The sequence below is a fragment of the Geodermatophilus sp. SYSU D01106 genome (assembly GCF_054049995.1).
The window spans coordinates 53,912-76,290 of the sequence record NZ_JBJGYM010000023.1 but is presented as its reverse complement, the minus strand read 5'-3'; the positions used below and the strand labels follow the sequence as shown (position 1 = coordinate 76,290).

General features: G+C 77.8%; 23 protein-coding genes and 2 riboswitches. Of the genes, 9 read left to right on the top strand and 14 right to left on the bottom strand.

Annotated features, from left to right (window positions below; translation table 11 throughout):
• Positions 1-199 precede the first annotated feature (199 nt).
• Entirely contained in the window at positions 200-1,492 is a 1,293-nt protein-coding gene (locus ACI78R_RS19960) for an Nramp family divalent metal transporter (protein ID WP_457042020.1), read from the top strand.
• 84 nt (positions 1,493-1,576) lie between these two features.
• Here the strand turns inward: ACI78R_RS19960 and ACI78R_RS19955 are convergent, their stop codons facing one another.
• Positions 1,577-1,747: a hypothetical protein gene (locus ACI78R_RS19955; RefSeq protein ID WP_175562940.1), complete on the bottom strand. Its 171-nt coding sequence runs from the start codon at positions 1,745-1,747 to the stop codon at positions 1,577-1,579.
• A gap of 82 nt (positions 1,748-1,829) precedes the next feature.
• A complete protein-coding gene (locus ACI78R_RS19950) occupies positions 1,830-2,750 on the bottom strand; it encodes an alpha/beta fold hydrolase (protein ID WP_457042019.1) in 921 nt (306 codons plus the stop codon).
• Positions 2,751-2,798: 48 nt separating this feature from the next.
• On the opposite strand from ACI78R_RS19950, the gene ACI78R_RS19945 reads away from it, so the two are divergent.
• Complete coding sequence (locus ACI78R_RS19945) at positions 2,799-3,413, top strand: TetR/AcrR family transcriptional regulator (protein ID WP_217651332.1); 615 nt, start codon at positions 2,799-2,801, stop codon at positions 3,411-3,413.
• Position 3,414: 1 nt separating this feature from the next.
• On the opposite strand, the gene ACI78R_RS19940 is transcribed toward ACI78R_RS19945, so the two are convergent.
• From ACI78R_RS19940 to ACI78R_RS19910, 7 genes are all read right to left on the bottom strand, one after another.
• Positions 3,415-4,050 (bottom strand): class I SAM-dependent methyltransferase, encoded by a 636-nt coding sequence (locus ACI78R_RS19940; protein WP_073422149.1) that lies wholly within the window; start codon positions 4,048-4,050, stop codon positions 3,415-3,417.
• Positions 4,051-4,127: 77 nt separating this feature from the next.
• Complete coding sequence (locus ACI78R_RS19935; protein ID WP_457042018.1) at positions 4,128-5,129, bottom strand: GNAT family N-acetyltransferase; 1,002 nt, start codon at positions 5,127-5,129, stop codon at positions 4,128-4,130.
• Positions 5,130-5,163: 34 nt separating this feature from the next.
• On the bottom strand, positions 5,164-6,009 hold the full coding sequence (gene thiD / locus ACI78R_RS19930) for a bifunctional hydroxymethylpyrimidine kinase/phosphomethylpyrimidine kinase (RefSeq protein WP_336032602.1): 846 nt from the start codon (positions 6,007-6,009) through the stop codon (positions 5,164-5,166).
• Positions 6,006-6,641, bottom strand: coding sequence for a thiamine phosphate synthase (gene thiE / locus ACI78R_RS19925; protein ID WP_457042017.1), 636 nt, complete (start codon positions 6,639-6,641; stop codon positions 6,006-6,008). The genes thiD and thiE overlap by 4 nt, the downstream gene beginning before the upstream one ends.
• Positions 6,638-7,423, bottom strand: a complete 786-nt coding sequence (gene thiM, locus ACI78R_RS19920; RefSeq protein ID WP_073422145.1) for a hydroxyethylthiazole kinase — start codon at positions 7,421-7,423, stop codon at positions 6,638-6,640. The genes thiE and thiM overlap by 4 nt, the downstream gene beginning before the upstream one ends.
• Positions 7,414-7,510: riboswitch (TPP riboswitch) on the bottom strand. Its footprint overlaps the gene before it by 10 nt.
• Positions 7,503-8,153 (bottom strand): TenA family protein, encoded by a 651-nt coding sequence (locus ACI78R_RS19915; protein WP_457042016.1) that lies wholly within the window; start codon positions 8,151-8,153, stop codon positions 7,503-7,505. (Overlaps the previous riboswitch by 8 nt.)
• Positions 8,154-8,160: 7 nt before the next feature.
• Positions 8,161-8,745 (bottom strand): thiaminase II/PqqC family protein, encoded by a 585-nt coding sequence (locus ACI78R_RS19910; RefSeq protein ID WP_457042015.1) that lies wholly within the window; start codon positions 8,743-8,745, stop codon positions 8,161-8,163.
• A 32-nt stretch (positions 8,746-8,777) separates the two neighbouring features.
• Positions 8,778-8,890: riboswitch (TPP riboswitch) on the top strand.
• Between ACI78R_RS19910 and ACI78R_RS19905 the strand changes: the two genes are divergently transcribed.
• The 5 genes from ACI78R_RS19905 to ACI78R_RS19885 all read left to right on the top strand — a co-directional run bounded on the left by ACI78R_RS19905 (position 8,880) and on the right by ACI78R_RS19885 (position 12,956).
• Entirely contained in the window at positions 8,880-10,220 is a 1,341-nt protein-coding gene (locus ACI78R_RS19905) for a purine-cytosine permease family protein (protein ID WP_457042014.1), read from the top strand. Its footprint overlaps the riboswitch before it by 11 nt.
• Complete coding sequence (gene thiO / locus ACI78R_RS19900; protein ID WP_457042013.1) at positions 10,217-11,329, top strand: glycine oxidase ThiO; 1,113 nt, start codon at positions 10,217-10,219, stop codon at positions 11,327-11,329. Before ACI78R_RS19905 ends, thiO begins: the two co-directional genes overlap by 4 nt.
• The gene (gene thiS, locus ACI78R_RS19895) at positions 11,330-11,542 is read left to right on the top strand and encodes a sulfur carrier protein ThiS (RefSeq protein WP_073422140.1); all 213 of its coding nucleotides are present in this window, start codon (positions 11,330-11,332) and stop codon (positions 11,540-11,542) included.
• A 2-nt stretch (positions 11,543-11,544) separates the two neighbouring features.
• Complete coding sequence (locus ACI78R_RS19890; protein ID WP_457042012.1) at positions 11,545-12,369, top strand: thiazole synthase; 825 nt, start codon at positions 11,545-11,547, stop codon at positions 12,367-12,369.
• Complete coding sequence (locus ACI78R_RS19885; RefSeq protein ID WP_457042011.1) at positions 12,366-12,956, top strand: thiamine phosphate synthase; 591 nt, start codon at positions 12,366-12,368, stop codon at positions 12,954-12,956. Before ACI78R_RS19890 ends, ACI78R_RS19885 begins: the two co-directional genes overlap by 4 nt.
• Here ACI78R_RS19885 and ACI78R_RS19880 read toward each other — a convergent pair.
• On the bottom strand, positions 12,929-14,308 hold the full coding sequence (locus ACI78R_RS19880) for a uracil-xanthine permease family protein (protein WP_457042010.1): 1,380 nt from the start codon (positions 14,306-14,308) through the stop codon (positions 12,929-12,931). The two genes, ACI78R_RS19885 and ACI78R_RS19880, sit on opposite strands and share 28 nt — an antisense overlap.
• A 212-nt stretch (positions 14,309-14,520) precedes the next feature.
• Here ACI78R_RS19880 and ACI78R_RS19875 point away from each other — a divergent pair, with 212 nt between their 5' ends.
• Positions 14,521-14,943, top strand: coding sequence for an ATP-binding protein (locus ACI78R_RS19875; protein WP_073422137.1), 423 nt, complete (start codon positions 14,521-14,523; stop codon positions 14,941-14,943).
• Here the strand turns inward: ACI78R_RS19875 and ACI78R_RS19870 are convergent.
• The 3 genes from ACI78R_RS19870 to ACI78R_RS19860 all read right to left on the bottom strand — a co-directional run bounded on the left by ACI78R_RS19870 (position 14,940) and on the right by ACI78R_RS19860 (position 19,735).
• Positions 14,940-17,039 (bottom strand): SpoIIE family protein phosphatase, encoded by a 2,100-nt coding sequence (locus ACI78R_RS19870; RefSeq protein WP_457042009.1) that lies wholly within the window; start codon positions 17,037-17,039, stop codon positions 14,940-14,942. The genes ACI78R_RS19875 and ACI78R_RS19870 overlap by 4 nt on opposite strands.
• A gap of 142 nt (positions 17,040-17,181) precedes the next feature.
• Positions 17,182-18,057: a trypsin-like serine protease gene (locus tag ACI78R_RS19865; RefSeq protein WP_457042008.1), complete on the bottom strand. Its 876-nt coding sequence runs from the start codon at positions 18,055-18,057 to the stop codon at positions 17,182-17,184.
• A gap of 838 nt (positions 18,058-18,895) precedes the next feature.
• Positions 18,896-19,735, bottom strand: coding sequence for a hypothetical protein (locus tag ACI78R_RS19860; protein ID WP_457042007.1), 840 nt, complete (start codon positions 19,733-19,735; stop codon positions 18,896-18,898).
• 335 nt (positions 19,736-20,070) lie between these two features.
• On the opposite strand from ACI78R_RS19860, the gene ACI78R_RS19855 reads away from it, so the two are divergent.
• Positions 20,071-21,486 (top strand): APC family permease, encoded by a 1,416-nt coding sequence (locus tag ACI78R_RS19855; RefSeq protein WP_457042006.1) that lies wholly within the window; start codon positions 20,071-20,073, stop codon positions 21,484-21,486.
• Here the strand turns inward: ACI78R_RS19855 and ACI78R_RS19850 are convergent.
• Positions 21,467-22,342: an ATP-grasp domain-containing protein gene (locus ACI78R_RS19850; RefSeq protein WP_457042005.1), complete on the bottom strand. Its 876-nt coding sequence runs from the start codon at positions 22,340-22,342 to the stop codon at positions 21,467-21,469. The two genes, ACI78R_RS19855 and ACI78R_RS19850, sit on opposite strands and share 20 nt — an antisense overlap.
• Between the last annotated feature and the right edge of the window lie 37 nt (positions 22,343-22,379).

The following is a 22,379-nucleotide window of genomic DNA, read 5'->3' as shown; positions in this document are numbered from 1 at the left end:
CCACCCACCGCAACCCGGGGCGAGAGCCCCCGGGCGCCCTGACCCCCACCCGGGCCCGCGCCCGGGGACCGCGCCCCCGGGACGCAGGCAAGGCTCACCTCGGCCCGCGCGGGCCACCACCTGGCCCGACCGTGACACCCCCGGCGGGCAGAACCGGCACAGAGCCCGCCCGACCAGCCCCCGCCCCTGTGAGGCCGCCGTGTACCTGTCCAAGACCGAGGCCGCCGTCCTGCCGACGACGCTGGTCGGCACCCCGAGGACCCCGCCGCCCCCCGCGACCGGCCGCCGCCGCATCTGGCCGCTGCTCGGCCCCGCGTTCGTCGCCGCGGTCGCCTACGTCGACCCGGGCAACTTCGCCACCAACTTCTCCGGCGGCGCCTCGTTCGGCTACACGCTGCTGTGGGTGATCGTCGCGGCCAACCTCATGGCGATGCTCATCCAGAGCCTCACCGCCAAGCTGGGCCTCGCCACCGGCCGCGACCTGGCCACCAACTGCCGCGAGCGCCTGCCGAAGCCGGTCACCCGCGGGCTGTGGCTGCAGGCCGAGGCCGTCGCCATCGCCACCGACCTCGCCGAGATCGTCGGCGGCGCCGTCGCGCTGAACCTGCTGTTCGGGGTGCCGCTGCCGGTCGGCGGGATCATCACCGCCGTCGTCGCCTTCGTCCTGCTCGGCGCCCAGTCGCGCGGGCACCGGCCCTTCGAGCGGGTCATCGCCGGGCTGCTGCTGGTCATCGGCCTGGGCTTCGGCTACACGCTGGTCGGCTCCGGCGTCGACCTCGGCGGGGTGGCCGGCGGGATGGTGCCGACCTTCGAGGGGCCCGACAGCCTGGTGCTGGCCGCCGGCATCCTCGGCGCGACGGTCATGCCGCACGTCATCTACGTGCACTCGGCGCTCACGCCCGGCCGCTACGGCGACGTCGTCACCGCCGGCAAGACCGAGCAGGGACGGCGCCGGCTGCTGCGGGCGCAGCGCCTCGACGTGCTGGTCGCCATGGGCGTCGCCGGGCTGGTCAACGCGGCCATGCTGATCATCGCCGCGCAGCTGTTCACCGCCGACGACGGGATCGCGTCGCTGGAGAGCGTGCACGCCGGCCTCGGCGACCAGCTCGGCACCGGCGCCGCCCTCGCCTTCGCGATCGCGCTGCTGGCCAGCGGCTTCGCGTCGTCGTCGGTGGGCACGCACGCCGGCCAGGTCGTGATGGCCGGCTTCCTCAAGCGGCACGTCCCGGTGCTGGCCCGGCGACTGGTCACCCTCGCCCCGGCCCTCGCGGTGCTCGTGCTCGGCGGCGACCCCACCACCGCGCTGGTCTGGTCGCAGGTGGTGCTGAGCTTCGGCATCCCGTTCGCGCTGGTGCCGCTGCTGTGGCTGACCAGCCGCCGCGACCTCATGGGCGGCTGGGTGAACCGCCGCACCACCACGCTGGTGGGCTCGGTGGTGGCCGCGCTGATCATCGGCCTCAACGCCCACCTGCTGATCGGCTTCGTCTCCTAGGCCGGGCGGGCTCGACGGTGTGCGCCGAGGTGCAGTCCGCGCCGGTCGGACTGCACCTCCGCGCACGGTGTCGCGGCTCCGTGTCTAGGCCGGCTCGGGCACCCCGCCCGGGTCGCCGCCCGGGTCGCCGGGGGTGGGCTCCACGGGCGGGGGCGGCAGCGGCTCCGGCGCGTCGGGCAGGAGCTCACCCGGGTCGTCGGGCACCGGCTCCGTCGGGTCGATGACCGGTTCCGGTTCTGGGATCGGCGAGACCATCCGCCGAGTCAACCAGCGCGCCCGGCCGCGCGCACCGCGTCAGGCGCCTCCGCGTCGGGCCCCTTCGCGTCGGGCCGTCGCGTCAGGTCCGGTGGGCTGCGGCGAGGTCGGCGGTGGCGCGGACGTCCTCGGCCAGCCGCGGCCACAGCGCCCGCGGCAGCTCGTGGCCCATCCCCGGGTGGACGACGAGCCGGGCGCCCGGCACCGCGGCCGCCGTCGCCTCCCCGCCCTCGGGCCGGATCATCACGTCGGCGTCGCCGTGCACGACCAGCGTCGGCACCCGGACGGCGGCGAGCTCCGCGCGCAGGTCGCGGGAGGCCCGGTGCGCGGCCTGCTGCCGGCGGGCACCGGGGCCGGTGAGCCCGGACGCGTCGCGGGCCATGGCCACCCGCAGCACCGCCAGGTGGTCCTCGCGGTCGGCCGGGTAGCCGGGCGACCCGGTCACCTCCTGCATCGCGACCATGACGTCCGCCATCGCCTCCGGCGTCGTCGCCGGGCCCCGCTCCCTCGCGAGCCGCCGTGCCCGGCGGACCAGTGCCAGCGTCGTGCGCGGCCGCATCCGGCCGATCCGCGGCGACGGCGTGGACATGACCGAGGTCAGCGACAGCACCCGGGCGGGGTGCTCGACGGCGAGCAGCTGGGCGATCGTCCCGCCCATCGACGCCCCGACCACGTGCGCGGCGGCCCACCCGACGGCGTCCATCACCGCGAGCGCGTCGCCGGCCATGTCCGACAGCGAGTAGGCCGGGGGCACCCGCCGCCACGGCTGCGCCGGGACCGGGGTGTCCAGGTGGGTGGACAGGCCGACGTCGCGGTTGTCGAAGCGGACGACGCGGAAACCGCGGCCGGTGAGCTCGGCGCAGAACCCGTCGGGCCAGCCGACCATCTGGGCGCCCAGGCCCATGACCAGCAGCAGCGGGTCGCCGTCGGCGGGGCCGAGGACCTCGTACGCGATCTCGACGGGGGTGTCCGGATCACCGGAGCGCGCGGTCAGGATGGGCACGGCTGCCTCCCGGGCGGTCTATGGGGATACAGTCGTACCACGAAAGAGGTGCCCGTGCCGAGACGCGTCGACCACGACGAGCGGCGCCGGCACCTGACCGCCGCGCTGCTGCGCATCGCCAGCACCCGCGGCCTGCAGGCGGTGTCGATGCGCGAGGTCGCCGCCGAGGCCGGCGTCTCGCTGCGGGTCGTGCAGTACTACTTCACCGACAAGCGCACGCTGATGCTCTCGGGCATCGCCGAGCTCGCCGCCCGGCTGGACCGGCGGGTGCGCGAGCGGGCGGCGGCGATCGGCACCGGGCTCCCGCCGCGGACCGTGTTCGAGGTGGTCCTCGGCGCGATCCTGCCCACCGACGAGGCCAGCCGCGCCGACCAGCTGGCCTGGACCGCCTACTACGCCGCCGGGCTCACCGACCCGGCCGAGGCCGTCGACGGCCGCTACGCCCCCGACGCGCTCGAGCGGTGGCTCACCGGGGTGCTGCAGCGCGCCGTCGACGCCGGTGAGGTACCGGCCGGCGTCGACCCGCGGATCGAGGTGGTGGGCCTGCTGGCGCTGACCAACGGCCTGGTCAGCAGCGTGCTGGGGCAGCAGCGCGACGTCGCCGACGCGCAGCGCGTGGTGGCCTACCGCCTGGACCGGCTCTTCGGCGCGGCCGGGGACTGACTCAGGCGACCGCGACGCCCAGCACGTGCGGGCTGGCCGGCACGCGGACCCGCGCGGGCGGGAAGTCGAACCGCCGCGCCCGGCGCACCGTGAAGCCGGCCCGCTCGATGTCGGCGACCTGGTCGGTGGCGGTGTGGCAGCCCCCGGCGAGCAGCGGCCAGCCGGCGACGTCGACGAACCGCTGCACCCGCCGCAGCCGCCGGTCCTCGGCCACCGTGTGCTCGAGGAAGCGCAGCTCCCCGCCGGTCCCGACCACCCGGCGCACCTCGGCGAGCGCCCGCGCGCGCTCCCGGATGCTGCACAGGACCAGGCACAGCACGGCGGCGTCGGCCGCGCCGTCGGGCAGCGGCAGCTCCTCGGCCGTGCCGGCGTGCACCTCGACGGCGACCCCGGCGGCGCCCGCCTCCCGCTCGGCGGCGGCCCGCAGCCGCGGCTCGGGCTCGACGGCGACCACGCGGGTGACCGCCGGCGGGTAGTGCCGGAAGTTCAGCCCGTTCCCGCAGCCGACCTCGGCCACGACGCCGGCCAGCCCGCCCAGCAGCTCCCGGCGGAGGTCGGCCATGCCGGCGTCCTCCAGGCGCCGGCTGACCCGGTCGTAGCAGCGGCTGAAGACGGGGCGCGGGCGGTCGGTCGCCATGGGTCACGGTCCCGGCCGCGGGACGACCCCGTCAAGCCGACCCGACCAGCGGCCGGCGATCAGCCGGGGAGAACCCCTCACGGGGAGATCCGGGTCGACCAGGTCGACAGCCCGCCCGCGGGCCGGAAACCGAGGGCCTCGTTGACCGCGACCATCGGCCGGTTGCTGTCGGCGTCGTAGGTGCTGATCCGCCGCACCTGCGGCAGCGCGCCGGGCAGCTCGCGGAGGACGGCGGCCTTGATCCGCGCGCCGAGGCGGTGCCCGCGGTGCTCGCGCAGCACCAGCGTGCCGCTCTGGTTCGCCCGTTCCGGCTGCTCCAACGGCACGTGCAGGTCGGTGAACGCGACGAGCCGCCCCCCGTGCAGCGCGCCGGCCGACAGCACGGTGCGCCCGCGGTCGAGGACCAGGGCCTCCATCTCCCGCACCCGCGCGCCGTCCCAGACCTCCTCGTCCACCGGCACGTCCCCGGTCGGGGCGTCGGTGGACATCCGCCGGCTGAGCAGGGCGCGGTCCTCCAGCAGCGCGTCCGGCGTCCGGTCCCGCCAGGTGACCACCTCGTACCGCGCGCTCGCGGCGGCCGCCCCGGCCTCCAGCGCGGCGAGGCGCTCCTCGTCGGCGGGGAGCAGCAGGTCGCGGCGGGTCTCCTGCAGGTCGCACGTCCACCCGGCGGCCCGGGCGAAGGCGCGGCCGGCCGTGCCCGGCGCGGGCTCGTCGACCTCGGCGACCGCCGACGTGCGCCCCGCCGCCGCGGCCAGCCGCAGGCCCTCGGCCAGCAGGGCGGTGCCGGTCCCGCGGCGGCGGGCCCCCGGGTGCACGGCGACGTCGACGTACGCCATGGACGTGTTGTCCCGGACCGGCAGCAGCACGCGCAGGGCGCCGACGACGCGGCCGCCGTCGACCGCGGCCCGGTGCGTGCCCCGCTGCGCGCCGCCGGGGGTGGTCAGCCGCCGCCCCAGGGCGACGTGCTCCCGCGCCGGCCGCGGCCGCTCGCCGGGGCGGTCGGCGCGCTGCGCGGCGGCCCACACCTCGCACCAGGCGGCGAACAGCACGTCGTCCGGGCCGGTCTGGACGATGCGCACCCGTCCGTTGTAGCCCGGGGCGCAACGCGGTTCCTCAGACCGCCCAGATGCCCGCGAAGTGGTGCACCGGGCCGTGCCCGGAGCCGATCCCCAGCGCCGCCCCGCCGGCCAGCGCGGCCTGCAGGTAGTCGCGGGCGCCCTCGACCACCGGCGCCCAGTCCGGCTCCGCGTCCTCGGTGGCGGCCGCGCGCCGGCGGGCGAGCAGCGCCGCGATCGCCGACGACAGCGTGCAGCCGGTGCCGTGCGTGGCCCGGGTGTCGATGCGCGGGCGCACGGTCTCCACCACGCCGGTGGCGGTGGCGAGCACGTCGACCGACACGTCCCCGCCCAGGTGGCCGCCCTTCAGCAGCACCGCGCGCGGGCCCAGCTCCAGCAGCGCCCGCGCCTGGCCGGGCAGCTCGTCCACCGTGGTGGCCGGCGCCGTGCCGAGCAGCGCGGCCGCCTCCGGCACGTTCGGCGTCACCAGGTCGGCCACCGGCAGCAGCACGTCGCGGACGGCGGCGACCGCGTCGTCGTCGACGAGCCGGTCGCCGCTGGTGGCCACCATGACCGGGTCGACGACGACCGGCCCGGCGGCGCGGCCGGCCAGCCGGGCGGCGACCTCGCGCACCACCGCGGCGGTGCCGAGCATGCCGGTCTTGGCCGCGTGCACCGTGACGTCGTCGAGCAGGGTGGCGATCTGCTCGCCCACGAACTCCGCGGGCACCGGGTGCACGCCGGTGACGCCGCGGGTGTTCTGCGCGGTCAGCGCGGTGAGCACCGCGGTGCCGTAGGCGCCGAGCGCGCTGAAGGTCTTGAGGTCGGCCTGGACGCCGGCGCCGCCGCTGGGGTCGCTGCCCGCGACGGTGAGCGCGACCGGCACCCCCGACCGCCCGGTCACCGGGCAGCCCGCAGGGCGCGCGCGGCGGCCGCCGGGTCCGGGGCGGCGCAGATCGCCGAGACGACGCAGATGCCGTCCACCCCGGTCACCAGCGGCGCCCGCTCGACGTCGATGCCGCCGATGGCGACCGACCGCAACCCGCCCGCCGCGGCCTCCGCCGCCAGCGCCGTGACCCCCTCGGGCCCGAGGCCGGTGCCGGCGTCGGGCTTGGTGGGCGTGGTCCACACCGGCCCGATGCCCACGACGTCGACCGTGCCCGGCGGCAGCGCCAGCGCGACGGCGAGCTCGTCGGGCGACCCGGTCGAGAGCCCGAGCAGCCGGTCGGGGCCGATCCGCTCGCGGACCTCGGCGGCCGGGGTGTCGTCCTGCCCGACGTGCACGCCGTCGGCGCCGGCCATGAGCGCGACCTCGACGTCGTCGTTGACGAACAGCGCCACGCCCGTGCCGGCGAGGACCTCCCGCACCGTCAGCGCGAGCGCGTACAGCTGCCGGCACGACGCCGTCTTGTCGCGCACCTGCACCGCGGTCACCCCGCCGGAGACCGCCGCCCGCACCACCTCGGCCACGCCGCGCTCGCCGGACAGCGCCGTGTCGGTGACGAGGTAGAGCGTGGGGTCGAAGGCGGGCCTCACGCGTCGACCCGGGCGGCGGACAGGTCGGTCACCGCGTCGAGCGCGTCGAGCCACAGCGGCGCGAAGGTGCCCGGCCCGGCGGCGACGGCGGCCGCGGCCTCGGCGGCCAGCGCCACGTGCGCGTGGGCGGCGACGGCGCCGGCGAGCGGGTCGGCGCCCGCGCCCAGGTAGGCCGCGACCAGCGCGCCGAGGGCGCACCCGGCACCGGTGGTGCGGGTGAGCAGCACCGATCCGCCGCCCACCCGGACCGTGCGGGTGCCGTCGGTGACGACGTCGACCTCGCCGCTGACGGCCACCACGCCGCCGGTGCGCCCGGCCAGCGCGACGGCCGCGTCGAGCGCGTCGTCTGTCTTGTCCGTGGAGTCGACGCCGCGCCCGCCGGAGCCCGCGCCGGCCAGCGCCAGCACCTCGGAGGCGTTCCCGCGGACGACGGCGGGCCGCGACCCCAGCAGCTCGGCGGCGAGCTCCGTGCGGAACGGCAGCGCCCCGACGGCGACCGGGTCGAGCACCCACGGCGTCCCGGCGGCCGCGGCCGAGCGGGCGGCCAGCCGCATCGCCTCCGCGGTCGCCCGGTTGACGGTGCCCACGTTGACCAGCACCGCCGAGGCGACGGCGGCGAAGCCCTCGGCCTCGGCGGGCTCGTCGACCATCGCCGGCGCCGCGCCGACGGCCAGCAGCGCGTTGGCCGTCAGCGTCTGCACGACGGTGTTGGTGAGGCAGTGCACGAGCGGCGCGCGGCCCGCGAGGGCGGACCGGGCAGCGGTCAGAGCGGCGGCATCCACCGTGACGTCCCTTCGCCAGCATGACCTGGACAGGTTCGACGGGTGTGTTCTCAGCCCGCCGGACGGCGGACACCCCGGGTCACTGACCGGCGACGGTACCCCCGGCCGGTGCGGGCCCGCCGGAGGAGGCCGAGTCGAAGAACGCCAGCTCCAGCCCCATCGCGCGCCGGTAGGCCCGGCGCACGGCCGGGGTGTCGGCGGCCAGCCGGTCGAGCAGCGCCTCGAGGGTGCGCGCCAGCTCCTCGAAGCCCGGGTCGGCGTAGGTGTCGACCCATTCCCGGTACGCACCTACCGCTCCGGGGACCAGTGCCTGGCCGAGGTGCGCGTACAGCCGCATGCACGGCGTCATGGCCGCGCAGACCTCGCCGAGCTCGCCGAGCGCGGCCGTGGCCAGCAGGAAGTCGGTGTAGGCCGTCGTCGCGGGGGCGGGCTCGACGGCGGCCAGGTCGATGCCCCAGCGCGCGGCGTACCCGTCGTGCAGCCGCAGCTCGTCGCGGACCCCGGCCAGCAGGCCGGCGAAGGCGTCGAGCGTCGCCCGGTCGCGGCTGTGCGCCACCCCCAGCGCGTAGGCGCGGGCGAACGCCTCGAGGAAGAACGCGTCCTGGGCGACGTACCCGGCGAACCGCTCCCGCGGCAGGGTGCCGTCGGCGACCCCGCGGACGAACGGCGAGTCCAGCGACGCCGCGGCGAGGTCGGCACTGCCCCGCCACAGGTCGGCCGAGAGGCTCACGCGGTCCTCACGCGGTCATCGCCCAGAAGTCCGCCTCCGCGGCGGCGACCTCCAGGAAGGCGGGCTCGTCGCCCGGGCCCGCCGCGTCGGCCGCCGTCTCCAGCGCCGCGACGTACCCGGCGAAGCCCGGCGTCGTCCAGTGCTCCACGAACGGCCCGTACGGCCCGGCGCCGGGGCGGGCGCCGGACCAGGCGTCGAGGTAGGCGCGCTCCACGGCCCACAGCGCGGTCAGGGCGGTGCCGACGTCGGCGACGTCGAGCCGGTACAGCAGGTCGCCGTAGGCGATGGTGGCCGGCAGCTGCGGCGCGGCGAGGTCGAGGTCGCGCTCGGCGGCGACCCGGCCGAACCAGTCGAGCTCCTGCACCAGCGCCACGCAGCCGTCGGCGAGGACGGCCTGCGCGGAGCGCGGCGCGCGGGCGAGCAGCCGCGCCTGGAAGCGCAGCAGGTCACCGAGGAAGTGGGCGTCCTGCACGAGCCAGGTGTCGAAGGAGGCGTCGGGCAGCGTGCCGTCGCGGACGGCGTCGAGGAACGGGGAGCGGGTGGCTCGGCCCCACGCGTCGGCGTGGCGGGCGAGCAGGTCGGCGACCGGCACGGCGGCCGACCCTACGGGGTGGTTATCGTGGCGGCGCCATGTGCGGGAGCTCGGGGCAACCGGGCTGAGAGGGCGGCTGAGCGCGCCGCCGACCGCTGGAACCTGACCGGGTAATGCCGGCGTAGGGAGCAGCCATGAGCACGTCCGACCGTGTCCGTACCGGCGCCCGCACCTCCGACGCGCCCCTCACCCTCGACGAGGCGCCGCCGCGCACCCTCGGCCTCGGCGAGTCCCTCGGCCTGTGGGCCAACCTCGGCGTGAGCCTCCTGCTGCCGGTCGCGGCGGTGTTCGTCGTCCTGCCCGGCCGGCCGCTGTGGGTGACCCTCGCCGCCGTCGTCGTCGGGGCGGTCGTCGGCTCGCTGCTGCTCGGCGCGGTCGCCGCCGCCGGCGCGCGGGAGAGCGTGCCCGGCATGGTGCTGCTGCGCGGGCTGCTCGGCCGGCGCACGTCCTGGCTGCCCACGGCGTTCAACCTCGTGCAGTGCATCGGCTGGGCGACCTTCGAGATCGTCGTGATCGCCGAGGCCGCCGCCCGGGTGCTCGACGCGCCCCGCTGGCCGTTCGTCTTCGCCGCGGGCGTGCTGGCCACCGCGATGGCGCTGCGCCCGCTCGGCGTCGTCCGGCTGCTGGCCCGCTACGCCGTCTGGGCTGCGCTGGCCGCCGTCGCCTACCTGTTCGTGCAGGTCCTGGCCGAGCCGCTGCCGCCGCTGGAGGACGGCGGGGCGACGTCGTTCTGGACCGCCGCCGACATCGTCATCGCGCTGCCGGTGTCCTGGCTGCCGCTGGCCGCCGACTACACCCGCCACGCCCGCAGCGCCCGCGCCGCCGGCGTCGGCTCCGCGGTCGGCTACGGCTTGGCCACCGTGGTGATGTTCGCCCTCGGCGTCCTCGCGCTGGCCGCCTACGGCAGCTCCGGCCTCGACGTCATCGGCGCGCTGCTGGCGGTGCCGCTGGGCGCCGTGGCGGTGCTCGTGCTGGTCTCGGTCGAGCTCGACGAGGCCTTCGCCAACCTGTACTCGACGGCGGTGTCGGCGCAGAACGTCGTCGGCCGGCTCGACCGGCGGGTGCTCGTGGTGGGCGTGGGCGCCGCGGCCACGCTGCTCGCGCTCACCCTCGACGTCGTCGCCTACGAGCCGTTCCTCTTCCTCATCGGCGCGGTGTTCGTGCCGCTGGCCGGCGTGCTGATCGTGGCCTACTGGCTCACCCCGCGCGGGGCCTGGGACACCTCCGACACCGCGCCCGCCCGGCCGCTGTACCTGCTGCCGTGGGCCGCCGGGTTCGTCGCCTACCAGCTCACCCTGCCCACCTACTTCCCCGGCCCGGGCGCCGGCTGGACGGCGTGGTGGAGCGCCCGCCAGGCCGACCTCGGCATCGACCCGGGCAACGGCTGGTCGGCCTCGCTGGTGGGTCTCGCCGTCGCCGTCGTCCTCGCCCTGCCGCTGGTGCTGCGCGGCCGCCGGCAGCGCGCCGCCGCGTGACCGACGTCGCCGTCGCCGGCGGCGGCCTGGTCGGCCTCGCGGTGGCCTGGCGGGCGGCGCGGCGCGGGCTGTCGGTGACCGTGGTCGACGACGCCCCCGGCACCGGCGCCTCGCTCGCCGCGGCCGGGATGCTCGCGCCGGTCACCGAGGCCGGGTACCGCGAGGAGGCGCTGCTGCGGCTCGGCGCCGCCTCGCTCGAGCGGTGGCCCGCCTTCGCCGCCGAGCTGGAGGCGGACTCGGGCCTGGAGGTGGGCCTGCGCACGGCGGGCACGCTGGTGGTCGGCTTCGACGAGGACGACGTCCGCGAGCTCGACGCGCTGCACGCCTTCCAGTGCGAGCTCGGCCTGGCCGCGCAGCGGCTGACCCCGCGCGAGACCCGCCGCCGGGAGCCCGCGCTGGCCACCCGGGTGCGCGGCGGGCTGCTGGTCGAGGGCGACCACTCCGTCGACGGCCGGGCGGTGCACGCCGCGCTGCTCGCCGCCGCGGAGGCAGCCGGGGTGGAGCTGCGGCGGGAGCGCGTGGCCGACGTCGCCGTCGACGGCGGGCGGGCCGCGGGGCTGGTGCTCGCGTCCGGGGAGCCGGTCGCCGCCGGCGCCACCGTGCTGGCCCTCGGCGCGCACAGCGGCGCCCTCCCCGGCCTCCCGGCGCTGCCGGTGCGCCCGGTGAAGGGGCAGGTGCTGCGCCTGGCCGGCGCCGACGGGCTGCTCGCGGGCACCGTGCGGGCGCTGGTCCGCGGCCGGCACGTCTACCTCGTCCCGTACGGGGGCGACCGGCTCGTGGTCGGCGCCACCGTGGAGGACCGCGGCTTCGACGCCCGGGTGACCGCCGGCGGCGTGCACGACCTGCTGCACGACGCCGTCGAGGTGGTGCCCGAGGTGGAGGAGCTCGAGCTGGTCGAGACCCTCGCCCGCTGGCGCCCCGGCACGCCCGACAACGCGCCGCTGCTGGGCCCCGGCCCGCTGCCCGGCCTGGTGCTGGCCACCGGCCACCACCGCAACGGCGTGCTGCTCACCCCGGTGACCGCCGAGGCCACCGCGGAGCTGCTCGCCACCGGCGCCCTGCCCGAGGTGGCGGCGCCCTTCACCACCGACCGTTTCGGGAGGACCTGAGTGCAGGTGACCGTCAACGGCGACGCGGCCGAGCTGGCCGACGGCGCCACCGTGGCCGACCTCGTGGCCGATCTGCTGGCCGAGCGCGCGTCCGGCCACGACCGCGTCGCCGTCGCCCGCAACGGCGACGTCGTCCCGCGCAGCAGCTGGGCGCAGACCCCGCTGGCCCCCGGCGACGCCGTCGAGGTGCTCGCCCCGACCGCAGGAGGCTGACGATGACCACCCAGGACCTCACCGGGCGGCTGGCGCCCGCCCTCGCCGCCGAGGAGGCGGGCGACCCGTTCGTCCTCGGCGGGCAGACCCTCACCTCGCGGCTGCTGCTGGGCACCGGCGGCGTGCCGAGCCTGGAGGCGCTGGAGGCCGCCGTCCGCGCCTCGGGCACCCAGCTGGTCACCGTCGCGCTGCGCCGCGTCGAGGCGTCGGCGGCCGGCTCGATGATGCAGGTGCTCGACCGCGCCGGCGTCCGGCTGCTGCCCAACACCGCCGGCTGCCGCACCGCGCGGGAGGCGGTGCGCACCGCCCGCCTGGCCCGCGAGGCGTTCGGCACCGACTGGGTCAAGCTCGAGGTCATCGGCGACGACGTCACGCTGCTCCCCGACGCCGTCGAGCTGCTCGACGCCGCCGAGCAGCTGGTCGCCGAGGGGTTCACCGTGCTCGCCTACACCACCGACGACCCGGTGCTCGGCCGCCGGCTGGCCGACGCCGGCTGCGCCGCGGTGATGCCGCTGGGCTCGCCGATCGGCAGCGGCCTGGGCATCCGCAACCCGCACTCGATCGCGCTGCTCCGCGACGCCGTCGACGTGCCCGTGGTCCTCGACGCCGGCATCGGCACCGCGTCGGACGCCGCGCTGGCCATGGAGCTCGGCTGCGACGCGGTGCTGCTGGCCTCCGCGGTCACCCGCGCCCGCGACCCCGAGCGGATGGCGCTGGCCATGCGGCAGGCGGTCGAGGGCGGGCGGCTGGCGCGGCTCGCCGGGCGGATCCCCCGCCGCTGGCACGCCGAGGCCTCCACCTCCTTCGAGGGCCTGCCCGCCCTGTGACCCCCCGGCTGCTCGTCGTCACCGACCGCACGCAGGCGGCCCGCCCGCTGTTCGAGACGGTGGCCGCGGCGGTGGCCGTCGGGGCGCGGGCGGTGCTGCTGCGCGACAAGGACCTGCCCGCCGCCGAGCGGGCCGCGCTGGCCGCCGACCTGCGCGACCTGCTCGACCCGGTCGGCGGGCTGCTGGTGTGGGGCGGGGCGGCCGGCGCGCCCGCCGGCCTGCCGGTGCACCTGTCGGCCGCGGACCCGTTCCCCGGCGCCCGCCCGCCGCTGGTCGGCCGCTCCTGCCACTCGGCGGCCGAGCTGGCGCGGGCGGCGGCCGAGGGCTGCGACTGGGTGACGCTGTCGCCGTTCGCGGCCACCGACTCCAAGCCGGGGTACGGGCCCGCGCTGGGCCCGGCGGGCCTGGCGGCCCACGTCGCCGCGCGGGGCCCCGGCGCCCCGCCGGTGCTGGCGCTGGGCGGCGTGCGCCCCGGCGACGTGGCGGGCTGCCTCGCCGCCGGGGCGTCCGGCGTGGCGGTGATGGGGCCGGCGATGCGCGACCCCGCCGTCGTCGCCGACTACTGCGCGGCGCTCGCCGCCGCCTGACGCGCCCCCGGGCGGCCCGGGAGCACCAGGTTGAGCACGACGGCGACGACGGCCGCGACGACGATCCCCGAGTCGAACAGCGCGCCCCACTCGCCGGTGACCCGGTCCAGCGCCCCGGGCACCGACGCGATGCCCCGGCCGAGGGCCAGCGACAGCGCCACGATCAGCAGCGAGCGCGTGTCCAGCCCGTCCTTGGCGAGCATCTGCACGCCGATCGCGCACACCATGCCGAACAGGACCAGCACGCCGCCGCCCAGCACCGCGGGCGGGATGGCGGCGAGCACCGCGGCGACCTGCGGCAGCAGCGAGAGGCCGACCAGCACCAGCGCGCCGATGGTCACCACGTGCCGGCTCATCAGCTTCGTCAGCGCCACCAGGCCGATGTTCTGGCTGAACATCGTCGTCGGCAGGGCGCCGAAGACGCCGCCGAGCACCGCGCTGCCGCCCTCGGCGAGGATGCCGCCGCGCAGCTCCCGCCGCGTGGCCGGCCGCCCGGCGCCGCCCTCGGTGACCGCGTGCACGGTGCCCACGGAGTCGACCATGTTGACCACACCGACCACGGCCATCGACAGCACCGCCACCAGCGGGAACGACAGGCCGAACTCGAAGGGCAGCGGCACGGCGACCAGCGGCCGGTCGCCGACGCCGGACAGGTCGAGCAGGCCGAACGGGATGGACACCAGGTAGCCGACGACGACGGCCACCAGCACCGACGCGCTGCACAGCAGGCCGCGGCAGAACTGGTTGAGCGCGACGGCGAGCAGGCAGACCAGCGCGGCGATCCCGAGGTTCACCGGCGAGCCGAAGTCGGGTGAGTTGGCGCCGCCCGCGGCGAGGGTGATCCCGCTGGGCAGCAGCCCCAGGCCGATGACCAGGATGATCGTGCCGGTCACCACCGGCGGGAACAGCGCGGCGACCCGGTGGATGCCGAGCGCGATGGCCACCTGGACGGCGGCGGTGACCAGCACGCCACCGAGCACCGCCGACAGCCCGTGGTCCTCGGCCAGCGGCACCGCGACGGCGATGAACGCGAACCCGGAGCCCATCATCAGCGGCAGCCGGCTGCCGACCGGGCCGATGCCGACGGTCTGCAGCAGGGTGGCCAGCCCCGCGCACAGCAGCGCGGCCTGCACCAGCAGGGTGGCCTCACCGGTGGTGGCGCCGATGACGCCGGCCAGCAGGATCGCCGGCGTCAGGTTCGACGTGAACATCGCGAGCACGTGCTGCAGCCCGAGCGGCACCGCGACCCGCCACGGCGGGCGGCCGTCGGGGTCGGCCGGGTCGGTGCTGCGGGGTGCGGTGCCGCGGGGCGCGGTGCCGGCGGCGCGCGACCGCACGGAGGACAGGACCATCGGGGGGACTCCTCGGCCGCAGGGGGGCGGGTACCCGCAGCAGCGTCCCGGCGCGGTGTTCCGGGCACGTTCCGGGCGCGTGGCGGGTCCGTTCCGGTCCCGCCGGTGTGACGCTCCTCGCAACCGTGTTTGAGCCGGCCCCGCGCGAGCCATACGCAGGTGTTCGACCACGGCGCCGGCACGGGCGCCCGACAGCCACGGGGAGCACACGGGTGAGACGCGGACCGGCCGGCCTCGGCTGGCCGTCGGCTCCCCCACCCCCCGCCTGGGACGGCGTCTCCTGGCAGCTGTCCGACGTCGCCGAGCTCCCCCGGATGCGCGCGGAGCTGCGGCGGTCGCGCACCGTCGGCGTCCCGGCCGACCTGCGCGACCGGCTGCTGCTCGTCCTCGACGAGATGGCGTCCAACGCCCTGCGGCACGGCGGCGGGTCGGTGGAGGCCGCCGTGCGCCGCACCGGCGACGCGTTCCTCGTGGCGGTCACCGACGGCGACACCCGCACCGCGCCGACCCCCGCGGTCGACCGCGACCCCGCGCAGGGCGGCCTGGGCCTCTACCTGATCGCCGAGCTGTCCACGGCGCACGGCTGGTACGTCGACGGCGACGCGAAGACCGTCTGGGCGGTCCTGCCCCGCTAGGGCCGGGGGCCCTCCGGCTGGGGGTGGAGCCGGATGGCCACGAGGGCGACGTCGTCCTGCAGTCCCTCGGGCCGCAGCCGGCGGACCAGCGCGTCGCACAGCCGCTCCAGCGGCAGTCCGGCCAGCTCCGTCAGCGCGTCCCGCAGCCGCTCGATGCCCTCGTCGAGCAGCAGGTCGCGGCCCTCGACCAGCCCGTCGGTGTAGAGCAGCAGCGTCGAGCCGCGGCGGACCTCGACCTCGTGCGAGGTGCGGCGGGCGGCGGGGTCGACCCCGAGCATGAGCTCCCCGCGCTCGCCCCCGAGCCGGCGCACCTCCCCCTCGGGCGTGAGCAGCAGCGGCGGGGGGTGCCCGGCGTTGGACCAGCGCAGCGTCGTCGTCCCGGCCGCCCGCTGCTCCGGGGTCTGCTCCACCCGGGCGACGACGGCGGTGGCCATGGTGTCGAGGCCGAGCGCGTCGACGGCGGCGTCGAGCTCGGCGAGGACGGCGTCCGGCGGGGTGTCGCCGCGGTGGGCGACGCCGCGCAGCATCCCGCGCAGCTGGCCCATCGCGGCGGCCGCCTCGGTGTCGTGGCCGACGACGTCGCCGATGACGAGCACGGTGGCGCCGTCGGGCTGCTGGAACGCGTCGTACCAGTCGCCGCCGACCTGGGCGACCTGCACCGCGGGCTGGTAGCGGACGACGATCTCGGCGTCGTCGGGCTGCGGCGGGGCGGTGAGCAGGCTGCGCTGCAGCGCCTCGGCGAGACGCCGCTGCTGGTCGAACAGCCGGGCGTTGTCCAGCGCCAGCGCGACGCGGTCGGCCACCTCGCGGGCCGCGGCGACGTCCTCGTCGGTGGCCGCCGGCCGGCCGGCGCCGCGGTAGACGCTCAGCGCGCCGAGGGTGCGGCCGCGGGCCAGCAGCGGGAGGGTGACCGCGGTCCGCGGGGCCAGCGCGTCGAAGGCGTCGAGCACCTCGCCCTCGGGCAGGGTCGGCCGGATCGCGGCCGGCACGTCGGCCACGGTGAGCAGCCGGCCCGACCCCAGCGCGCGCAGCACCGGGGCGTCGGGGGCGATCGACGCCAGGCGCAGCGCGGCGTAGGTGGCCGTCACCGGGCGCAGCGCCGGGTCGGCGTGCCAGCTCGCGACGTCGTGCATGCGCCCGTCGGCGCCGTCGGCGAGGGTGAGGATCGCCCAGTCGCCGAGCACCGGGACGACGGCCTCGGCCACCCGCTGCAGCGCGGTGCGCTCCCCCGCCGGTGAGCCGAGCGTCGCGGACATGAGCGCGCTGACCTCGGCGACCAGGGCCAGCCGGGCCGCGCTGTCCCGGGCGCGCTGCTCGGCGGCGCGGCGCTCGGTCACGTCGAGGAAGTACACCGACAGGCCGTCGGGCCCGGGCCAGGCGCGCACCTCGTACCAGGAGTCCAGCGGCGGCGGGTAGTACGCCTCGAAGACCCGCTCCTCGCCGCCCTCCATCGCGGCGCGGTAGTGGACCTCGAAGTCGCTGCCGACGGCCGCCGGGAACAGCGTCCAGACGACGCCGCCGAGGAGCTCCTCGCGGGAGCGGTGCAGCACCCGCTCGGCCTCGGCGTTGACGTAGGTGAACCGCCACCTGCGGTCGAGGGCGAAGAACGCCGACCGCATGGTCTCGAGCACCCGGGAGACGCGGGCGTCGCCCTCGCGGAGGCGGGTGGTGTCGATGCCGGCGCCGAGCAGCCGCACCGCCGTGCCGCGGTCGTCGGCCAGCGCCCGGCCGCGGCCCTGCACCCAGCGGGTCTCCCCGCTGGGGAGCACCACCCGGAACTCCGCGTCGTAGACGCCGACGTCGTCGATGGCGTCCTGCAGCGCCTGCAGCGTGCGCTCGCGGTCGTCGGGGTGCAGCCGCGCGGCGAAGGCGTCGATCGACTCGTCGAAGCCCCCGGGCCGGTACCCGAAGATCGCCATCAGCTGGTCGTCCCAGGACAGCCGGCCGGTGACGAGGTCCCAGTCGAAGCTGCCGATGCCCGCGGCGTCGATGGCCAGCTCGAAGCGGATCCGGCTGACGTCGGGGTCGTCGGGCAGCAGGGACAGCGGCCGGGACGCCTTCCCCGGCGGCCCCGGGCGCTGCTCGGGGACGGTCACGGGGGTGCGGGTCCAATCAGTGGGAGAGCTGCGGTACGCCGTCCTTTCTCCCATGCGCGGCGCGGGCGCGACAACCGGGGTGCCGGGGACGACACGGCGGGGCCCCGGCCCGCGAGGGCGGACCGGGGCCCCGGGGGTGCGGTCAGGCGGCCGGCTGGACCCCGAAGGTCGCCAGCCAGTCCTGGACGACCGGGATGTCCACGCGCTGCAGGCCGTCGATGTACCGGCAGTTGGCGGTGTAGCCGTAGCTGGTGACGGTGACGACGTTGCCCGAGGGCCCGAAGCTCGGGCCGCCGGAGTCGCCGAAGCAGGTGCCGCCGCCGCCGCGGTTGTCGTGCTCGTTGCCGTTGACCTGCAGGATCTGGGCGGTCAGCTTCTGGCCGACGACGTCGGTGTAGCGGCGCAGGATCGGGTAGCTCTGCGGCGTCGGCTTCTGCGGGCCGGAGTCGGGCTGGCGCACCTCGGTGCCGTAGCCGACGGCGCGGAACAGCGTCCGGTTGAGCGCGGGCTGGCGGTACTGCTCCAGCTCGTTCGGCGCGGCCAGCTGCGCGGGCTCCACGCCCGCGGGCGCCGGCTCGTCGAGCACGACCACGCCGACGTCGTTCCAGTTGTCCGTGTCGGTGAAGTCCGAGTAGTCCGGGTGCGTGTACGCGGTGCCGGACACCCAGTCGACCGCGTCGGTCTCCTCGGAGCCGGTGTACCCCACCGCCGGGTCGGCGACCGGCAGGTCGGCGGGCGCGGCCTCGTCGACGACGGGGTCGAAGGTGACCAGGGTCCGGCCCACCGTGCCGGCGGTGCAGTGCGCGGCGGTGAGGACGACGTCCTCGGACACCAGCGTCCCGGAGCAGCGGAAGCGCCCGCCCGTGCCGTCGTAGAAGACGAGCATGCCGACGTTGTCGTAGATGTTCGTCCGGTCCTCGATGCCGCCGGTGACGGCGCCGGCGGGTGCCGGCGCGACCAGGCCGGCGGTGAGCAGGGCAGCGGCTCCGGCGAGCACTGCCTTCGTGCGTGCGTGCATCCCTCGTCCCCTCGGTGGGCCAGGAGCCGCCGGGTGAGCGACTCCACGGAGGGCAACGAACCGTGCACGGAGGGGATACGCAACTCGAACGGGCCGGGGCCGTCCGGAACGCCGGACGGGCGCCCCGGGAGGCCGGCCGGCGGGCTGCCGGTCCGGCGCTCCGGGAGCGCCCGTCGAGGTCGTGTCCCCGCTGGTGTCCCTGCGCCGCGGGCTCGCGGGCCGGCGTCCTGCGGTCTCCTGTCGCGGCGCCGGGCCGGGGACCGCGGGCCGGGTCCGGGAGCGCTCCTCGGGCGGCGGGGCCGCGCCGGTCTCCGGGGCGCCGTCCTGCCAGGCCGTGCCGGTCAGAGACCCGGGGGACGACGGGGCGGGTCGTCCGTGCCGGGCACCGGCAGGTCCTGGTCCGCCTCCGCCGGCGGCTGCTGCCGGCGCGCCGTCCCGCGTCGCGTCCGTGCCTCCCGGATGGGCCCGCGCGCTGTCCCCGGGCGGGGCAGTCGGCGGGAGGGTCGAGGCCGGATCGTCGTGCGGTGCGGTTCGCCGGCGGCAGGGGTCCCGCTGCCGCCGGGCACCACCCGCCGCGTCGCGTCCGCGCCTCCCGGGAGGGTCCGCGCGCTGTCCCCGGGCGGGGCAGTCGGCGGGAGGGTCGAGGCCGGATCGTCGTGCGGTGGGGTCTGCCGGCGGCGCGGGTGCCGCGGAGGGGTCAGGGGGCGGCCACGGGGGCCGGGGAGGAACTGCTCGCGGGAGCGGGCCGGCGGTCCGGCTCCGGGGCGGGAGCCGGGCCCGTCGAGCACGTCGACGAGGAGAGCGGACGCGCGGTCTCCGGGAGGAGGCGCGCAGGGGGTCAGCCGGGGGCGGGTGGCGGTGGCCGGGGCGAGCCCCGGGCCGGCGGTGGCACCGGGTCGCCCCGGGTGCGCACCGCGCCGTCGGCCGGCGGCGGGGGGTCGGGTGCCCGCGCGGTCGGCCGGGTGGCCGACGGGCGGGCGGGCCAGCCCGCGGGGGCCAGCGCCGGGCCGGGCGGGCGGGGCCGCGGCACCGGGTGCACCGGCCGGGCGGTGCCGGCCGGAGGAGACGCCGCGGTGGGGGAAGACACCGCGGGCGTGATCGTGGGGGTGCTCGGCATCTCGGTGAGCACCACGGGTCCGTCCGCGCCGGGCCGGCGCAGGACGGGGGCGGCGGGACGGGGTGCACCCCAGGCGAGGTGCTCCCCGCCGGGGCCGGCACCCCACATCGCCAGGCGCCGGACGAGGCCGGGGCCGGGCGGGGGGACGGCGACCGGCGCGGTCGGCCAGGCGGCGTGCGCCCCGCCGGGGCCGGCGCCCCACATCGCGAGGCGGCGGACGCCGGCGCGGAGCCGGGCGCGCAGCCGGGAGCCGGGGGCCGGGGGCTGCTGGGCGCGGACCGGGGCGGCCGGCGCGGCGGCGGTGGCCGGCGGGACCGGCCGCGGGCGCGGCACCGGCACCGGGCGGGCCACCGGCAGCGGCCGCAGCGCGCGGCCCGGGGCGGCGCCGGCGGCCCGGCTGCCGGCGACACGGGTGCCGGTGGTGCGCACGGTGGCGGCGCGCGCCGGGCGGCGGCGGTGCGGCAGGGCCTCGGCCCGCTCGAGCAGCTCGACCCAGCCGGCGGGGACCAGGTCGTCGGGCAGGGTCGCCGACGCCGGGGCGGGTGCCCGGTCGATCGCCATGCCGTCCTCCTGGGGGTCTGTGTCCGCGGCCGGGGAAGGTGCCGCGGACAAGGAGAAAGGTAGGGACCGCCACCCCCGCGGACGGCCGTTCCGGACACGTCCCGCAGCCCCCGTGACGCAACCGTTGTGACGCTCTGACCTGCGGGTTGGTGACCGTGTGCTGACGGCGAGCACTTGTCGACCCGTCGACCGCCCCTGAGCGTGGGAGGGCCCCGGGGGGCCTCCGGTCACCCCGCGACACGTCCCGCCGCGCCCGGCGTGTCGGGCCCGGCGCGGGAGTCGCCCGTCCGTGCCGCCCGGTTGCCGGTGCCCGGAGGGGTGCCCACGATCGTGCGGTGACGGACTCCGGCGCCACGGGCGCCTCCCGGACGGCGGTCGGCGCGCAGGACTCCCCGGGCGACGGCGCGCCGGACACCAAGCTGCGCCGCGCCGTCACCGGGAAGCTGCTGTACCTGTTCATCCTCGGCGACGTCCTCGGCGCCGGCGTCTACGCGCTGGTCGGCGAGGTGGCCGGGGAGGTGGGCGGCGCGATCTGGGTGCCGCTGCTGGTGGCGCTGCTGCTCGCCCTGCTGACGGCGGCCTCCTACGCCGAGCTGGTCACCAAGTACCCGCGGGCCGGCGGCTCCGCGGTGTTCGCCGAGCGGGCGTTCCGCTCCCCCGTCGTGGCGTTCCTCGTCGGCTTCTGCATGCTCGCCGCCGGGGTCACCAGCGCCGCCGGGCTGGCGCTGGCCTTCGCCGGCGACTACCTCGGCGTCTTCCTCGACGTGCCCGCCGCGCCGGCCGCGATCGTGTTCCTGCTGGCCGTGGCGCTGCTCAACGCCCGCGGCATCCAGGAGTCGCTGCGCGCCAACCTCGTGATGACGCTGGTCGAGACGTCGGGCCTGGTGCTCGTCGTCGTCCTCGGCGCGGTGGTGCTGTTCCGCGGCGACGGCGAGCCGGCGCGGGCGCTGGAGTTCCCGCCCGGGGTGTCGGCGGGGACGGCGGTGCTGGCCGCGGCGCTGCTGGCCTACTACTCGTTCGTCGGGTTCGAGACGTCGGCGAACGTGGCCGAGGAGGTCCGCGACGTCCGCCGGGTCTACCCGCGGGCGCTGTTCGGCGCGCTGCTCACCGCCGGCGCCGTCTACGTGCTGGTCGGCCTGGCCGCGGCGGTCGTGCTGCCGCCCGAGGAGCTCGCCGACTCCACCGGGCCGCTGCTGGAGGTGGTGCGCGCCGCCGACGCCGGGATCCCCGACCAGCTGTTCAGCGTGGTCGCGCTCGTCGCCGTGGCCAACGGCGCGCTGCTCACCATGATCATGGCGAGCCGGATGGCGTTCGGGATGGCCGAGCAGCGGCTGCTGCCCGCCGCCCTCGGTCGGGTGCTGCCCCGCCGGCGCACGCCGTGGGTGGCCATCGCCGTCACCACCGCGGTGGCGATGGGGCTGAGCCTGCTCGGCGACCTCGCCACGCTGGCCAACACCGTGGTGCTCCTGCTGCTGTTCGTCTTCATCAGCACGAACACCGCGGTGCTCGTGCTGCGCCGCGACCGGGTGGACGTGCCGCACTTCCGGGTGCCGGCGGTCGTGCCGGTGCTCGGCGTCGCGTCCTGCCTGGTGCTGCTCTGGCAGCAGGAGGCCCGCACCTGGGCGTTCGCCGGGGTGCTGGTCGCCGTCGGGCTGCTGCTGTACCTGGCGACGGCACTGCCGCGGCGCCGGGCGGCCGCCCGGGAGGACGCGGGGTCGCCGGGCGCGGGGGTCAGCCGATCCGGCTCCTGATCGCCGCGGCGAACCGGGCGGCCGCGCCGTCGTCTGTCGTGAGGAACAGGCTCGGCTCGGTCAGCTCGACCTCGATCACCTGCGGCGCGCCGTCGTCGCCGGGGACCAGGTCGACGCGCGCGTAGAGCGGGGTCTCCCCGGTCCGCTCGCGCACCCACGCCAGCACCCGGTCGCCGAGCGCGCGCTGCTCCGGCCCGGCGGTGCGGGCGGTGATGGTCTCCTCGGCGAACAGCCCCGGGCCCAGCGCCTCACCGGCCAGCAGCGCGCCCTTGCCGAACGCGTGGCTGTACGCGCCACCGACGTACACCAGCCCCGTCTCGCCCTCCGCGTCGAGCCGCGCGAGGTAGGGCTGCACCATCACCGCCCGGCCGCTCGCGAGGATCCCCTCGGCCAGCTCGCGGGCGCCGGCCCGCCGCTCCGGGGGGAAGCGCGCGGTGTCGCGGGCGCCGGCGGAGACCACCGGCTTGACCACGACGTCGCCGGGCCAGCGGGACAGCGCACCGTCGACGTCGCCGGGCCCCTCCGCCCAGGCGGTGGGGACGACGGGCACCCCGGCGCCGGCCAGCTCGCGCAGGTACCGCTTGTCGGTGTTCCAGGCCAGCACCGCGGCCGGGTTGGCCAGCCGGGTGCCCTCCCCCACGCGCCGCGCCCAGGCCAGGAACTCGTCGCGCCGCGGCGCGTAGTCCCAGGTGGACCGGACGACGACGGCGGTCGCGGCGGACCAGTCGACCGTCGGGTCGGCCCAGTCGGCGGCGGAGGCGGTGAGGCCCTCGGCGGCCAGGGCGGCGACGAGCAGCGGCTCGTCCTCGTCCCTCCCGGCGGCCTCGGCACAGCTGGCGAGCAGGACGTCGGGCACGGCGCGATCCTGCCGTACCGGGTCTGCTGGGATGGGC

Bases quoted from the DNA above. Each gene is read 5' to 3' on its own strand.
- ACI78R_RS19955 (WP_175562940.1), bottom strand. From the start codon at position 1,747: ATGGTCTCGCCGATCCCAGAACCGGAACCGGTCATCGACCCGACGGAG.
- ACI78R_RS19940 (WP_073422149.1), bottom strand. From the start codon at position 4,050: ATGGCGACCGACCGCCCGCGCCCCGTCTTCAGCCGCTGCTACGACCGG.
- ACI78R_RS19905 (WP_457042014.1), top strand. From the start codon at position 8,880: ATGAGCACGTCCGACCGTGTCCGTACCGGCGCCCGCACCTCCGACGCG.
- ACI78R_RS19890 (WP_457042012.1), top strand. From the start codon at position 11,545: ATGACCACCCAGGACCTCACCGGGCGGCTGGCGCCCGCCCTCGCCGCC.
- ACI78R_RS19880 (WP_457042010.1), bottom strand. From the start codon at position 14,308: ATGGTCCTGTCCTCCGTGCGGTCGCGCGCCGCCGGCACCGCGCCCCGC.
- ACI78R_RS19865 (WP_457042008.1), bottom strand. From the start codon at position 18,057: ATGCACGCACGCACGAAGGCAGTGCTCGCCGGAGCCGCTGCCCTGCTC.
- ACI78R_RS19860 (WP_457042007.1), bottom strand. From the start codon at position 19,735: ATGGCGATCGACCGGGCACCCGCCCCGGCGTCGGCGACCCTGCCCGAC.